The organism is Alistipes shahii WAL 8301, from assembly GCF_025145845.1.
Classification (GTDB): Bacteria; Bacteroidota; Bacteroidia; order Bacteroidales; family Rikenellaceae; genus Alistipes; species Alistipes shahii.
This window is the reverse complement of sequence record NZ_CP102253.1, coordinates 3,050,094-3,064,914: the sequence shown is the minus strand read 5'-3', so window position 1 is coordinate 3,064,914 and position 14,821 is coordinate 3,050,094. Positions and strand designations below refer to the sequence as shown.

The following is a 14,821-nucleotide window of genomic DNA, read 5'->3' as shown; positions in this document are numbered from 1 at the left end:
ATTAAAAATCAGATAAAGCACACAATGGACAATCTCAATCTCATCAGCAACTTTGCCGAATTCAAAGAGCTGAAGAACATCGACAAGTCGACGATGATCGGCGTGCTGGAGGACGTCTTCCGCCACGCGCTGCAAAAACAGTATGAAACGGACGAGAATTTCGACGTCATCATCAACCCCGAGAAAGGCGACCTCGAAATCTGGCGCAACCGCACGGTCGTCGAGGACGACGCCGTCGAAGACCCCAACGCACAGATTTCCGTCTCGGAGGTCAAGGCCATCGACCCCACCTACGAGATTGGAGACGAATACGCCGACGAGATCAAACTCTCCTCGTTCGGCCGCCGCGCCGTGCTGTCGCTGCGCCAGAACCTCGCCTCGCGCATCCTCGATCTGGAGAAGGCCAGCCTCTACGAAAAATACTCGGAGAAGGTCGGCGACATCGTCACGGGCGAGGTCTACCAGGTGTGGAAAAAGGAGGTGCTGATCCTCGACGACGAGGAGAACGAGCTGATCCTCCCGAAGGCCGAGCAGATCCCCAACGACTTCTACCGCAAGGGCGACACGATCAAGGCCATCGTCAAGTCGGTCGAGATGAACAACAACCAGCCGCGCATCATCCTCTCGCGTACGGCCAACCAGTTCCTCGAACGGCTGTTCGAGCAGGAGGTTCCCGAGATTTTCGACGGTCTGATCACCATCAAGAAGATCGTCCGCATCCCCGGCGAGCGCGCCAAGGTCGCCGTGGAGTCCTACGACGAGCGCATCGACCCGGTGGGCGCCTGCGTCGGCATGAAGGGTTCGCGCATCTACTCGATCGTCAAGGAGCTGCGCAACGAGAACATCGACGTGGTGAACTACACGGCAAACCCGACGCTGATGATCCAACGTTCGCTCAATCCCGCAAAGGTGTCGTCGATCACCATCGACGAGGAGAAGATGACCGCTTCGGTCTACCTCAAGCCCGACCAGGTGTCGCTGGCCATCGGCAAGGGAGGTCTCAACATCCGCCTCTCGAAAATGCTCACCGGCTATGACATCGACGTTTACCGCGAGGTCGAGGAGGAGGACGTGGCCCTCACGGAGTTCGCCGACGAGATCGACGGATGGGTGATCGACGCCCTGAAAGCCGCCGGATGCGACACCGCCAAGAGCGTGCTGGAACTCCCCGTCGAGGAGATCGCCGCACGCGCCGACCTTGAACTGGAGCAGGCGCAGAAGGTCGTGGAGATCCTGAAGGCCGAATTCGAATAATCAAAGCAAGACAAGAAAGGAAAAGAGACAAGATATGGGTAATGAAAGAAAATTAAGGCTCATTCAGGTTGCAAAGGAGTTCAAGGTGGGGCTGAACACCGTCACCGACTTCCTGCAGAAGAAGGGCATCAAGAGCGACGGATCGCCCAACACGCTGGTCGATGCCGAGACTTACGCCGTTCTGGAGAAGGAGTTCGGGGCGAACCGCAGCGCCGCCAGCGCACGTGATTCGATCCGCGAACGCATCTCCCTGAAGCAGACGACCGTAACCCTCGAAGAAGCCAGGAAGCAGGAGCGCGAGGAAGAGAAGGAGGTTGTCATCAAAAGCAACGTCATCAGCGTCAAGGACGAGATTCAGCAGCCGAAGTTCCTCGGCAAGATCGACCTCTCGCCCAAGCCCAAGGCGGCTCCGGCTCCCCAGCCCAAGCCCGCACCCGAGGCCGTGAAACCCGCACCCCAGCCGGCGGCTCCCGCCGCGAAAGCGGAGGAGGCCCCGAAAGCTCCGGAGGCCGTGAAACCGGCTCCCGCACCCGCTCCGGCTCCCCAGCCGAAGCCGGCCGAAACGCCGAAACCCGCAGCGGCCGCAACGCCGGCCCCCGCGAAGGCCGCAGCCCCCGTGCAGGAGGCCCCGAAGAGGGAAACGCCCGCCCCGGCTCCGCAGCCCAAAGCCGCAGAGACTCCCGCACCCAAACCCGCTCCGGCCCCGCAGGCAGCGCCCGCGGCACAAGCGGCTCCGGCCCCCGCCCCCGCGGCGGAGCCGAAGCCCGAGGCCCCGAAGGACAACATCTTCCGCCCCGAGACGGTGACCCTTACCGGTCCGCAGGTGCTCGGCACGATGGACGTGTCGGGCTTCGTCGCAGGCGGCAAGCATAAGCGCAAACGCCTCCAGAAGGAGAAAGTCGACGTCAGCAAAGCCCCGAAGGGCAATGCACAGGGCGGCGGCAACCGTCAGGGCCAGGGCGGTCAGAACAACAACGGCAACCGTTCGGGAGGACAGGGCCAGAACCGCGGCGGAGGTCAGAACCAGCCCCGTCCGGGCGAAGGACGCCGCAACAAGGGCAAGAACGCCCCCAAACCGATCGTGCGCCCGGAAGTGAGCGACGAAGAGGTTTCGAAGCAGGTAAAGGACACCCTGGCGCGTCTGACGGCCAAGGGGTCCAAGAGCAAAAGCTCGAAATACCGCAAGGACAAGCGCGAGGCCGTCGCCGAGCGCATGAACGAGGAGTTCGAACGCGAGGAAATGGAGCGTTCGACGCTCAAGGTCACGGAGTTCGTGACCGTCAGCGAGCTGGCCACGATGATGAACGTCGCGCCGACGGAGGTCATCATGGCCTGCATGAACCTGGGTCTGATGGTGTCGATCAACCAGCGTCTCGACGCCGAGGCGCTCGTGGTGGTCGCCGAGGAGTTCGGCTACAAGACCGAATTCGTCTCGGTGGAGATTCAGGAGGCCATCGCCGACGACAGCGAGGACCGCGAGGAAGACCTCGTCCCGCGTCCGCCGATCGTAACGGTCATGGGACACGTCGACCACGGTAAGACCTCGCTGCTGGACAACATCCGCAAAACCAACGTCATCGAGGGCGAGGCCGGCGGCATCACCCAGCACATCGGCGCTTACAGCGTGGTGCTGAACGGGCAGAAGATCACCTTCCTCGACACCCCGGGCCACGAGGCCTTCACGGCCATGCGCGCCCGCGGAGCCGCCGTGACGGACGTGGCCATCATCATCGTCGCGGCCGACGACAGCGTCATGCCGCAGACCGTCGAGGCGATCAACCACGCGCAGGCCGCAGGCGTGCCGATGGTTTTCGCCATCAACAAGATCGACAAACCCAACGCCAACCCCGACCACATCAAGGAGCAGCTCTCGCAGATGAACTACCTCGTGGAGTCGTGGGGCGGCAAATACCAGGACCAGGAGGTTTCGGCCAAGAAGGGCCTGAACCTCGACAAGCTGCTCGAAAAGGTGCTGCTGGAGGCCGAGATGCTCGACCTGAAAGCCAACCCCAACAAAAAGGCGCAGGGAACGGTCATCGAGTCGACGCTCGACAAGGGCCGCGGCTACGTGTCGACGATCCTGGTGCAGAGCGGCACGCTCCGCGTCGGCGACGTGATCCTCTCGGGAACCTACACCGGCCGCGTGAAGGCCATGTTCAACGAGAACGGCAAGAAGGTCGAAGCGGCAGGTCCCTCGACGCCCGTGCAGGTGCTCGGACTGAACGGCGCGCCGCAGGCCGGCGACACGTTCAACGTCATGGACGACGACCGCTCGGCACGCGAAATCGCCAACAAACGCGAACAGCTGGCCCGCATGCAGGGCATTATGACCCAGAAGCACGTGACGCTCGACGAGATCGGCCGCCGCATCGCCATCGGCTCGTTCAAGGAGCTGAACATCATCGTCAAGGGCGACGTGGACGGATCGGTCGAGGCCATGTCCGGATCGCTGATCAAGCTCTCGAAGGAGACCGTGCAGGTCAACGTCATCCACGCCGCCGTAGGACAGATTTCGGAGTCCGACGTGCTGCTGGCCGCCGCCTCGAACGCCATCATCGTCGGCTTCCAGGTGCGTCCGTCGGCTTCGGCCCGCAGGCTGGCCGAGAAGGAGGAGATCGAAATCCGCCTCTACTCGATCATCTACGACGCCATCAACGACATCAAGGACGCCATCGAGGGCATGCTCGAACCGGTGATGAAGGAGGAGATCGTCGCTTCGGTCGAAGTGCTCGAAATCTTCAAGATCACCAAGGTCGGAACCGTCGCCGGATGTATGGTCCGCGAAGGCAAGCTGCAACGCTCGACCCCGATCCGCGTCATCCGCGACGGCATCGTGATCTACACCGGCAAACTCGGCTCGCTCAAACGTTTCAAGGACGACGTCAAGGAGGTCGTGGTCGGACAGGACTGCGGTCTGAACATCGAGTCGTTCAACGACATCCGCGTCGGCGACATCGTCGAGGGATACGAACAGGTGGAAGTGAAACGCAAGTAACCCATAAAACTAACAACTACTTACAATTTTTTGGCAGTAATGACTAACCCAATCCATTTTACGACTGCGGAAGAGGCCGTCAAGGTCATCAAATCGGGCGACCATGTCCACCTCAGCTCGGTGGCATCGGCTCCCCAGTGCCTGATCAACGCCATGTGCAAACGCGGCGAGGCCGGAGAACTGAAGGACGTGCACGTCCATCACCTGCACACGGAGGGTCCCGCTCCCTACGCCGATCCGAAATTCGAAGGCGTATTCCAGCTCGACTCCTTCTTCGTGGGTGCGAACGTCCGCAAGGTAACCCAGAGCGGCTATGCCGATTACATTCCGATTTTCTTGAGCGAGACACAGCGTCTGTACCGCTGCGGAGCCGTTCCGTGCAACGTGGCGATGATCCAGGTCTGCCCGCCCGACAAACACGGCTTCGTATCGCTCGGAACCTCCGTCGACGCCACGCTGGCGGCCGTGGAGTGCGCCGATTATGTGATCGCCGTGGTGAACAAATACGTTCCGCGCGCCTTCGGTCAGGCCATGATCCACTCCTCGAAGATCGACTTCTTCGTGCAGGACGACACCCCGCTGATCGAAGCGAAATTCTCCGAGCCGAACGAGGTCGAGACGGCCATCGGCAAGCACTGCGCCGCGCTGATCGAGGACGGCGCAACGCTCCAGATGGGCATCGGGGCCATTCCGAATGCGGTTCTCAGCCAGCTGGGCGGCCATAAGAACCTCGGCATCCACACCGAAATGTTCGCCGACGGCGTGCTGCCTCTGGTGGAGAAGGGCGTGATCAACGGCGAAGCCAAAAAAACCGACCCCGGCAAGATGGTCTCGACCTTCCTGATGGGTTCGAAAGCCGTTTACGACTTCATCGACGACAACCCGGGCGTGCTGATGATGGATGTCGGATACACGAACGACCCCTACATCATCTCGCAGAACGACCGCTTCGTGGCCATCAACTCGGCCCTGCAAGTCGACCTGACGGGCCAGGTGTGCGCCGACTCGCTGGGCACGAAATTCTGGTCGGGCGTCGGCGGACAGATCGACTTCGTCTACGGCGCATCGCTCTCGAAGGGCGGCAAGGCGATCATCGCCATGCCTTCGATCACCAACAAGGGCGTGTCGAAAATCTGCCCGACGCTGTTGGACGGCGCCGGCGTGGTGACGACCCGCAACCACATCCACTGGTTCGTGACCGAGTTCGGAGCCGTGGACCTCTACGGCAAGACCTTGCAGGAGCGTGCACGCCTGCTGATCTCCATCGCGCATCCTTCGGCGCAGGAGGAGCTGGACCGGGCCGCTTTCGAGCGCTGGGGATCGCATCACCACTACATCAAGGGATATATGAAATAGCGTTTCCGCACCTCGGAAACAGCAACAAGAAACGGCGTTCGCATGAACGCCGTTTTTTGCATCTTCCGGCCAACCGCCCCTTGATCCCGACGGACGGACTGCCTACATACAAGCCGGACGCACCTCGGCAACGGGCTGCGCACGACTGATCGGCAAGGAAGGGCTTGCGAGGTCCGAACAGTTTCGACTTACCGTTTTACCCGACAAAACGGGCTGCAACCGATCCCCTGTAAGTTCGCGATATGTCCAATACCCGATCCTGGACGGTTACTTGCGTCGGCGTCCAGGAGCTCACATGCCCAATATTGATCAGATAGGCCCGATGAATACGGACGAACCGATCGTCGAGCCGCTCAGCCCATTGCGAAATACAGGTCCGCGTCCGGTAAGACCTTCCTGCGTATGGAGAAGAACTTCTTTATCGTTAGACTCCACATAGAGAATCGCCTCGATCGGCAGCACAACCTTACGGCGATCGGAAATAAACGTCACATATCTCTCCTCTGAAAGTTTCTTTTTCAGATAATGAGACAGCAACTCCCCCGGGACGACAATCGCCACCAGCAGAATCAAAATAAAAACGGGATTCGAAAATAACCCGGGAAAAGGAGCTCGCATCAAATTCTCAGACGGAGTAGTGTGGAAACTGGCAAGGAGAAGCGACATCCATTCGATGATCAGAGTGCTTGCAACCACACAAATAACAGCCAAAACCCGGCGCCGTTCTGCCCGAAGAGCCATCGGCAGGAAAAATTTCGCACAGAACATTCCCGGCAGTAAAGACGTGGCAAGAAACAACGCCCGGCCGAACCGGTAATCGAAACTCACCAGAATAAGCGCCAGCGCAAAGACGGCAGCCAGCCAATAGAGAAAAGTCGCAAGGTGTTTCATTTAATACAAAGTTAATAAAAATCGCCATCCACAGAAACAAATCAGAGAGTTCCGGCCGATTTGACATCTGGAACAGGGGATTTGAATTTGCATCGTCACCACATTTGCGTCTATCTTTGCAAAAGGAATTCCTGCCAACTCATTATCTAACTTAAAACAAAGCCCCATGCAAACCTTCACCAAACTTCTGCTTGCCGGACTGCTCTTCGCTGCATCCGGAGCCTTTGCCCAAGACCAGATCAGTGTCCAGTCTTCCTGCGCAGCAACTGAATCGGCTGACAAAAACCAGCCGCCAGCCGGTATGATAAAAACCGGCGAAATGACCGTAACGAATGCGGAAACAGGAGAAACGACTACCGCAGACAGCTATTCACCTCCCCCGAAATCCATAGCCGATCTCTATATGGAAGGTGGCTACATTTGGATGTCAATGATCACTATTTGCCTGATCGCCATGCTGTTCGCAGCCTGGAAAGCTCCCCGCTGGGTAAAGGAAGCCGGTTTGGCTGCACTGATGCTGGGCTGGATCTATTTCATGACCGGATTATACGACATTTCGGAGATTATCGGCAGCGGTCAACTCGCAGGCATATCATCCGAAAGCAAGTTGGCGATACTTTTCAGCGGAGTGAGGGTAACCGTAATCGCACCGACATACGGCATGATCGTCTATTGCATCTCGCTTCTCCTGCGCATTGCCGTGAAACCGAGAATCTGAACTTAAATCGCCTCTTATCCGGTAATCAGGAACCGTTCCGATTATGAGCGGATAATCGGAGGCGACACCGCTTCAGCCGAACAAGAAATGACCGCCTTCGGCACGGTATTCTTTGGAAAACGAAACCTCCCTGTAACTGCGAATCGAAAGGGGTTATCGGAACCATTTCCCGCGGCATTCACCCATCTGAAAAAGACAACGGATCGGTAGTGATTCTTTCGCGCGACGCCTCTTCTTGTCTCCTTTCCGCTCGATGGGAGAATCACGAACAGAGCGGATTCACAGACCTGAAAAACAAACCGGTTATTTTATTCAACCCGTTTTTTTCCGCTTTTACGCTTATTTCCGTATATTTGTGCGTTAACTAATACGAAACCGCCAATGAAATAACACACAAAGTTGCAGTAATACAACAAAAAAGCGCCGGTTCCGCACGAAAAGCGGCGGCGCACACAGATAAAAGCGTTAGCTTTGACCTTGCTTTCTGAAAATCTGGAAAATTTAAAGAGCAACCAAGGAATGAAGTTTGACGCTCACGTTTCCAACGTGGGCTTCATTCTGTATTTGGTTGCCAGGTTATTCCAGAGCCTCAGAAAGCAAATCAGAGTTTTGTCCCACGTTTTTTATTTCCCCTTCCGAATCCGAACTTAATTCCATGCGCTGCGGGACAGGCGTACATACCCACCATGAAAGCCTATCTCCTGCTCCTCCCGATCAGTTTCCTGCCTGCCGTAGCGGGCATCCTTGTTACGCGTCCGATGTGGCGCATACGCCAGCTCCCCAACGAAGCGATACAAGGCATCGGTCTCGTCGTGATGATCTCCGTCCTGATCGGCTGCCTCGTCCCGCTCTTTCTCGGCGACACAGGGGCTGTCGGATGCGCCTGCATCCTATTGAGCCTGTTCAACCTCGTGATTTTCCAGTATTACGAGCAGCGGCTCAACACCTCGCGCTGCCCGCAATGCCACACGCGCAACCTGCACGTGCGCAAGTACAGCAAAGGACTTTACAAACTCTACTGCCCGCATTGCGGCCTGCACAGCCGGTGGCGCACATGGCGGTATTTTTCGAACGAAGCTTAACGATGTCCCGAAAAGCCGTTCGGCTACCCCTTCATCCAGCGCGGCGAACATGCGTTTGAGGTAGATGCACGCCTGAAATAGAATGCCCTGCAACACCCCGTTCCCGAGTCCTGGAATGCGTCGCTCCGCGGCCAGGAAAGTCTTGGCCGTGAGCTTCAGCTTCGCACCGGCCACAAACGCCCGTCTCCGATCACGCTCGACGAATACCTCGCAGAACGGGAGAAATAACGCACCCCAAACGCCGCTTTAAGAAAAACGGTCTTCCCCCCCCCTCCCGAAAATATCCGGCATCGAACTCCGTGTCGGGCGGCGAACATTGCGTCTTCGCTCCCCCTGTAAATTGCGCTGCCCCCCTCCAAGACAAAAACCCCTCCTGGTAAGGAAGGGTTTAGGCACAAAAAAAAGGTCAGACCTTACGATCTGACCTTGAAGAGGCGGCTACCTACTCTCCCACGGGAAAACCGCAGTACCATCGGCGTAAGTGAGCTTAACTTCTCTGTTCGGAATGGGAAGAGGTGGAACCTCACTGCTATAACCACCTAAAAGAACCTATGCTTCAATATATCGAAGCCGTGCGAGTGATGCTTTTAGATCATCACAATCCGTCGCACTCGGTAAGAGTTGACATATTCGGGAAATGAGATAAAGAATTGCTGCAAAAAAGTCGTTCGGGTAATTAGTACTGCTCGGCTTTGACATTACTGTCTTTACACCTGCAGCCTATCAACGTAGTAGTCTCCTACGCCCCTCAAGGGAAAACTTATCTTGGGGATGGCTTCGCGCTTAGATGCTTTCAGCGCTTATCCAAACCGAACGCGGCTACTCGGCGGTACACTTGGCAGCATAACCGATACACCGGAGGTTCGTCCAACTCGGTCCTCTCGTACTAAAGTCAGGACCCCTCAATTTTCCTACGCCCGCAACAGATAGAGACCGAACTGTCTCACGACGTTCTGAACCCAGCTCGCGTGCCACTTTAATCGGCGAACAGCCGAACCCTTGGGACCTTCTCCAGCCCCAGGATGTGACGAGCCGACATCGAGGTGCCAAACCGCCGCGTCGATATGAGCTCTTGGCGGCGATCAGCCTGTTATCCCCGGAGTACCTTTTATCCTTTGAGCGATGGCCAGTCCACACAGAACCACCGGATCACTATACCCTGCTTTCGCACCTGGTCGACTTGTAAGTCTCACAGTCAAGCACCCTTATGCTATTGCACTCTGCGCACGGTTACCATTCGTGCTGAGGGTACCTTGGGAAGCCTCCGTTACGCTTTTGGAGGCGACCACCCCAGTCAAACTACCCACCAAACGGTGTCCCCTATCAAGGGTTAGAATCCAAGTACACAAAGGGCCGTATTTCAACGTTGACTCCACGAATACTGGCGTACCCGCTTCAATGTCTCCGGCCTATCCTACACATTGTGTACCCAAATTCAGCGTTAAGCTATAGTAAAGGTTCACGGGGTCTTTTCGTCCCGTTGCGGGTACCCGGCATCATCACCGGGACTACAATTTCACCGAGCTCACGGTTGAGACAGTGTCCAGATCGTTACACCATTCGTGCAGGTCGGAACTTACCCGACAAGGAATTTCGCTACCTTAGGACCGTTATAGTTACGGCCGCCGTTTACTGGGGCTTCGATTCAATGCTTCTCTTGCGATGACATCCCCTCTTAACCTTCCAGCACCGGGCAGGTGTCAGGCCCTATACGTCTTCTTTCGAATTTGCAGAGCCCTGTGTTTTTGATAAACAGTCGCCTGGACCTCTTCGCTGCGCCCTACTCGCGTAGGGACCCCTTTCCCGAAGTTACGGGGTTAATTTGCCTAGTTCCTTAACCGTGATTCACTCGAGCACCTTAGGATACTCTCCTCGACCACCTGTGTCGGTTTACGGTACGGGTAACATATACTATAACTTAGAAGATTTTCTCGGAAGTCGACTTGGGTGAACTATCAGATTGGCCGTAGCCGCTCCGTACTGTCGGGTTTCAGCAAGGACTAACTCTTAATCTGTCCCTATACCTACGCCCTTTAACCACCTATTCCGTCAGGCGGCGTCACTTACGTTCCTTCGTCTCTCCATCGAGGTATATGTTAGTATCGGAATATTAACCGATTGTCCATCGAGATCACCGTTCGGCTTACCCTTAGGACCCGACTAACCCTGATCCGATTAGCGTTGATCAGGAAACCTTGGTCTTGCGGTGTGCGGGTTACTCTCCCGCATTATCGTTACTCATGCCTACATTTGCTTTTCCATAAACTCCACCTATCCTCGCGGAATGGCTTCGACGTCAATGGAATGCTCCCCTACCGCACTCTCGTGCCCAGAACTTCGGTGGTATACTTGATGCCCGTTTATTATCCACGCTTTGCCGCTCGACTAGTGAGCTGTTACGCACTCTTTGAATGAATAGCTGCTTCCAAGCTAACATCCTAGCTGTCTCTGCAGCAAAACATCGTTAGATCAACTTAGTATACTCTTCGGGACCTTAGTTGCTGGTCTGTGTTGTTCCACTCTCGTAACCGGACATTAGCACCCGGTCGCTCACTGCTGTAAATCATACTACTGGCATTCGGAGTTTGTCAGGATTTGGTAGGCGGTGAAGCCCCCGCATCCAATCAGTAGCTCTACCTCCAGTAGACTCTTAATTACAACGCTGCCCCTAAAGGCATTTCGGGGAGTACGAGCTATTTCCCAGCTTGATTAGCCTTTCACCCCTACCCTCAAGTCATCGAGAAGCTTTTCAACGCTTATTCGTTCGGTCCTCCAGTTGGTTTTACCCAACCTTCAACCTGCTCAAGGGTAGATCGCAAGGTTTCGCGTCTACAACCACTGACTAGCCGCCCTGTTCAGACTCGCTTTCGCTTCGGCTCCGTGCATCCGTGCACTTAACCTCGCCAGTGATTAGTAACTCGTAGGCTCATTATTCAATAGGCACGCCGTCACAGCACGAAGCTGCTCCGACCGGTTGTAAGCGTATGGTTTCAGGTTCTATTTCACTCCCCTGTTCGGGGTTCTTTTCACCTTTCCCTCACGGTACTGGTTCACTATCGGTCTCTTGGGAGTATTTAGCCTTACCGGGTGGTCCCGGCAGATTCAGACAGGATTCCTCGTGTCCCGCCCTACTCAGGATACTGCTATCGCATAACGAACTTACCTGTACGGGCCTTTCACCCTCTATGGACGAACTTTCCAGATCGTTCCAGTTCATTGTTACTTGAATGTTGCAGTCCTACAACCCCGGCATTGCCGTAACAATACCGGTTTAGGCTTTTTCCCTTTCGCTCGCCGCTACTCAGGAAATCGATATTTCTTTCTTTTCCTCCTCCTACTAAGATGTTTCAGTTCAGAGGGTTGGCCCATCTTACGATGTGTCAGGTCTTCTACCTGACGGGTTGTCCCATTCAGAAATCTCCGGATCAAATCTTGTTTGCAAATCCCCGGAGCTTTTCGCAGCTTACCACGTCTTTCTTCGCCTCCAAGAGCCTAGGCATTCCCCATACGCCCTTATTTACTTTCTTACAACTTCTCACACAGCCTATTCCCGCGTGAGAACTTTATCTCATCTCCTTAAATATGTCAATGAACGTCGCGAATCGCTTCGCTGTGAACAGCACTCGGTTCGAACCTACGCCTAAAGCGGTGCTGTTGTAACGTTTCTTTGAAGTGAGCAGCTAAATTTACCTTTGAAACAAGGCTCCAGAAAGGAGGTGTTCCAGCCGCACCTTCCGGTACGGCTACCTTGTTACGACTTAGCCCCAGTCACCGGTTTTGCCCTAGGTCGCTCCTTGCGGTCACGAACTTCAGGCACCCCCAGCTTCCATGGCTTGACGGGCGGTGTGTACAAGGCCCGGGAACGTATTCACCGCGCCATGGCTGATGCGCGATTACTAGCGAATCCAACTTCACGGAGGCGGGTTTCAGCCTCCGATCCGAACTGAGATAGGCTTTCGAGATTCGCATCCCATCACTGGGTAGCTGCCCTCTGTACCTACCATTGTAACACGTGTGTAGCCCCGGACGTAAGGGCCGTGCTGATTTGACGTCATCCCCACCTTCCTCTCGGCTTACACCGGCAGTCCCGCCAGAGTGCCCAGCTTGACCTGATGGCAACTAACGGTAGGGGTTGCGCTCGTTATGGGACTTAACCCGACACCTCACGGCACGAGCTGACGACAACCATGCAGCACCTGCTTTCCTGCCCCGAAGGGAAATCCTGTTTCCAGAATCGTCAGTAACTTTCAAGCCCGGGTAAGGTTCCTCGCGTATCATCGAATTAAACCACATGTTCCTCCGCTTGTGCGGGCCCCCGTCAATTCCTTTGAGTTTCATTCTTGCGAACGTACTCCCCAGGTGGATAACTTATCGCTTTCGCTTAGCCGCCGACTGTGTATCGCCGACAGCGAGTTATCATCGTTTACTGCGTGGACTACCAGGGTATCTAATCCTGTTTGCTCCCCACGCTTTCGTGCCTCAACGTCAGATATAGTTTGGTAAGCTGCCTTCGCAATCGGTGTTCTGTATGATCTCTAAGCATTTCACCGCTACACCATACATTCCGCCTACCGCAACTACTCTCTAGTTCAACAGTATTAGAGGCAGTTCCGGTGTTAAGCACCGGTATTTCACCTCTAACTTATCAAACCGCCTACGCACCCTTTAAACCCAATAAATCCGGATAACGCTTGGATCCTCCGTATTACCGCGGCTGCTGGCACGGAGTTAGCCGATCCTTATTCGTACGATACTTTCAGGCTCTTACACGTAAGAGCGTTTACCCTCGTACAAAAGCAGTTTACAACTCATAGAGCCGTCTTCCTGCACGCGGCATGGCTGGTTCAGACTTGCGTCCATTGACCAATATTCCTCACTGCTGCCTCCCGTAGGAGTTTGGTCCGTGTCTCAGTACCAATGTGGGGGTTAACCTCTCAGTCCCCCTATGTATCGTTGCCTTGGTGAGCCGTTACCTCACCAACCAGCTAATACAACGCATGCCCATCCATAACCACCGGAGTTTTCAACCAGAACCGATGCCGGTCCTGATGTTATGGGGTATTAGTACCAATTTCTCAGTGTTATCCCCCTGTTATGGGTAGGTTGCATACGCGTTACGCACCCGTGCGCCGGTCGCCACCAGTGTATTGCTACACCGTGCTGCCCCTCGACTTGCATGTGTTAGGCCTGCCGCTAGCGTTCATCCTGAGCCAGGATCAAACTCTCCATTGTAAAAAAATGTTTTGTTATAAATCTTTAGCTCTAATCTCAAAGGTATTGTTTGAAATCACTCTCTTGCAAGAGTGGAAAAAACTTTTAGCTGCTCAAATACTTCAAAGAACGCTGTTCAATATATTACTATAAGAACAATTTCTTTTATTTCTCCGGGGTCTGCCTTTCGGCCTCTCCCGCTGTTCTGACCGCGATTTTTCAGCGGAAAGTGGTGCAAAGATAAGTGTTTATTTTCGAACCACCAAATCTTTTTGAAAGAATTTTTCAGAATTTTTTCAGAACCTTTTTTCGCATCGTTTCGAACCGTGTGTTGCATTCGAAGCGGGTGCAAAGGTAAGTCATTTTTCTGAATCTCCAAAGGATTTCGGAACTTTTTTCAAAATTTTTCAGAACCTGTTTTTGTCGCTTTCGAGCGGTGTTTCTCTCTCGAAGCGGGTGCAAAGATAAGGACTTTTCCAGGCAACTTCCAAATAATTCCGGGACTTTTTTTCGACAATTTTCACGCCTTTTTCTCACCCGATTATGGATCAGCGAGTTAGTTGTAAAAATATTTTAATATCTTTGCAGAAACAATTTCAAAACAATACCCATGCGATCGTTATTATATATAGGTATATTACTGTGCGGCTTTTCCTGCGCCCGAAACGCCCCTTGTCTACACCCGGGAGATTTGTTGTTTCAGGTCGGAGAAACATCGGAAATGACCGGAGCGATCACTGCCGCGACAGGCAAAGAGCGACAACTGAACTACTCGCACGTAGGCATAGCGGTGCGGTCGCGCGGGGTCGATTCGGTACTGGAGGCCACGAGCGACGGCGGCGTGCGGGTCACGGCCCTGGGCGATTTTCTGGCACGCTCCGCCCGAATCGACGGACGGCCTGCGGTTACGGTAATGCGTCTGCGCGACACGACGGGCGTCGCGGCAGCGATAGAGCGGGCGCGAAAATTCATCGGACAGCCCTACGATTACTCGTTCCGACCGGACAACGGCAAGATGTATTGCAGCGAACTGGTATGGGAAAGCTACCTCGCCCCGGACGGCAGCAGACGATTTCCGGCCCGGCCGATGAATTTCCGCGCGGCAGACGGATCGTTACCCCGGTTCTGGGCAGAACTGTTTGCCGGATTGGGAGAGGAGATTCCCCAGGATATTCCCGGAACGAATCCCAACGACATGGCACGCGATCCGCAACTCAAAGAGGTCGCCCGCTACTATTGACATGGCTCTCCCCAAAAGGGCAGCCCGATAAAGGCTCCCAGCCTGCATGGTTGCGGAAAGACTGCGGCAAACAG

At 55.1% G+C, this 14,821-nt stretch carries 9 protein-coding genes and 3 rRNA genes; 6 read left to right on the top strand and 6 right to left on the bottom strand.

The genetic code is table 11. The features are described 5' to 3' along the window. Positions 1–24: 24 nt before the first annotated feature. The 3 genes from nusA to NQ492_RS12785 are packed head-to-tail and all read left to right on the top strand — an operon-like array spanning position 25 to position 5,605. Positions 25–1,254 carry a transcription termination factor NusA gene (gene nusA / locus NQ492_RS12795; RefSeq protein WP_015545753.1) on the top strand — a complete coding sequence of 410 codons (1,230 nt, stop codon included), beginning with the start codon at positions 25–27 and terminating at the stop codon, positions 1,252–1,254. A gap of 34 nt (positions 1,255–1,288) precedes the next feature. Further along, positions 1,289–4,249 carry a translation initiation factor IF-2 gene (infB, locus tag NQ492_RS12790; protein ID WP_259872922.1) on the top strand — a complete coding sequence of 987 codons (2,961 nt, stop codon included), beginning with the start codon at positions 1,289–1,291 and terminating at the stop codon, positions 4,247–4,249. Positions 4,250–4,288: 39 nt separating this feature from the next. Further along, the gene (locus tag NQ492_RS12785; protein ID WP_022061147.1) at positions 4,289–5,605 is read left to right on the top strand and encodes an acetyl-CoA hydrolase/transferase family protein; all 1,317 of its coding nucleotides are present in this window, start codon (positions 4,289–4,291) and stop codon (positions 5,603–5,605) included. A gap of 196 nt (positions 5,606–5,801) precedes the next feature. Here NQ492_RS12785 and NQ492_RS16285 read toward each other — a convergent pair whose 3' ends face one another. Together NQ492_RS16285 and NQ492_RS12780 are read right to left on the bottom strand one after the other, a co-directional pair. Continuing rightward, entirely contained in the window at positions 5,802–5,975 is a 174-nt protein-coding gene (locus NQ492_RS16285) for a LytTR family DNA-binding domain-containing protein (protein WP_083810157.1), read from the bottom strand. Beyond that, a complete protein-coding gene (locus tag NQ492_RS12780; protein WP_015545751.1) occupies positions 5,915–6,496 on the bottom strand; it encodes a hypothetical protein in 582 nt (193 codons plus the stop codon). Before NQ492_RS12780 ends, NQ492_RS16285 begins: the two co-directional genes overlap by 61 nt. Before the next feature lie 166 nt (positions 6,497–6,662). Here NQ492_RS12780 and NQ492_RS12775 point away from each other — a divergent pair, with 166 nt between their 5' ends. After that, positions 6,663–7,214, top strand: coding sequence for a hypothetical protein (locus NQ492_RS12775; protein WP_015545750.1), 552 nt, complete (start codon positions 6,663–6,665; stop codon positions 7,212–7,214). A gap of 686 nt (positions 7,215–7,900) precedes the next feature. Continuing rightward, a complete protein-coding gene (locus NQ492_RS12770) occupies positions 7,901–8,296 on the top strand; it encodes a hypothetical protein (protein ID WP_015545749.1) in 396 nt (131 codons plus the stop codon). A gap of 429 nt (positions 8,297–8,725) precedes the next feature. Here the strand turns inward: NQ492_RS12770 and rrf are convergent. From rrf to NQ492_RS12750, 4 genes are all read right to left on the bottom strand, one after another. After that, positions 8,726–8,839 (bottom strand): 5S ribosomal RNA (rrf, locus tag NQ492_RS12765). Positions 8,840–8,951: 112 nt separating this feature from the next. After that, positions 8,952–11,823, bottom strand: a 23S ribosomal RNA gene (locus NQ492_RS12760). Between the two features lie 182 nt (positions 11,824–12,005). Beyond that, a 16S ribosomal RNA gene (locus NQ492_RS12755) occupies positions 12,006–13,528 on the bottom strand. Together the 16S, 23S and 5S rRNA genes form the textbook arrangement of a ribosomal RNA operon. 115 nt (positions 13,529–13,643) lie before the next feature. Continuing rightward, positions 13,644–13,886 (bottom strand): hypothetical protein, encoded by a 243-nt coding sequence (locus tag NQ492_RS12750; protein ID WP_157359463.1) that lies wholly within the window; start codon positions 13,884–13,886, stop codon positions 13,644–13,646. A 231-nt stretch (positions 13,887–14,117) separates the two neighbouring features. Between NQ492_RS12750 and NQ492_RS12745 the strand changes: the two genes are divergently transcribed. Next, positions 14,118–14,747, top strand: a complete 630-nt coding sequence (locus NQ492_RS12745) for a YiiX/YebB-like N1pC/P60 family cysteine hydrolase (protein ID WP_044054207.1) — start codon at positions 14,118–14,120, stop codon at positions 14,745–14,747. Positions 14,748–14,821: the final 74 nt, after the last annotated feature.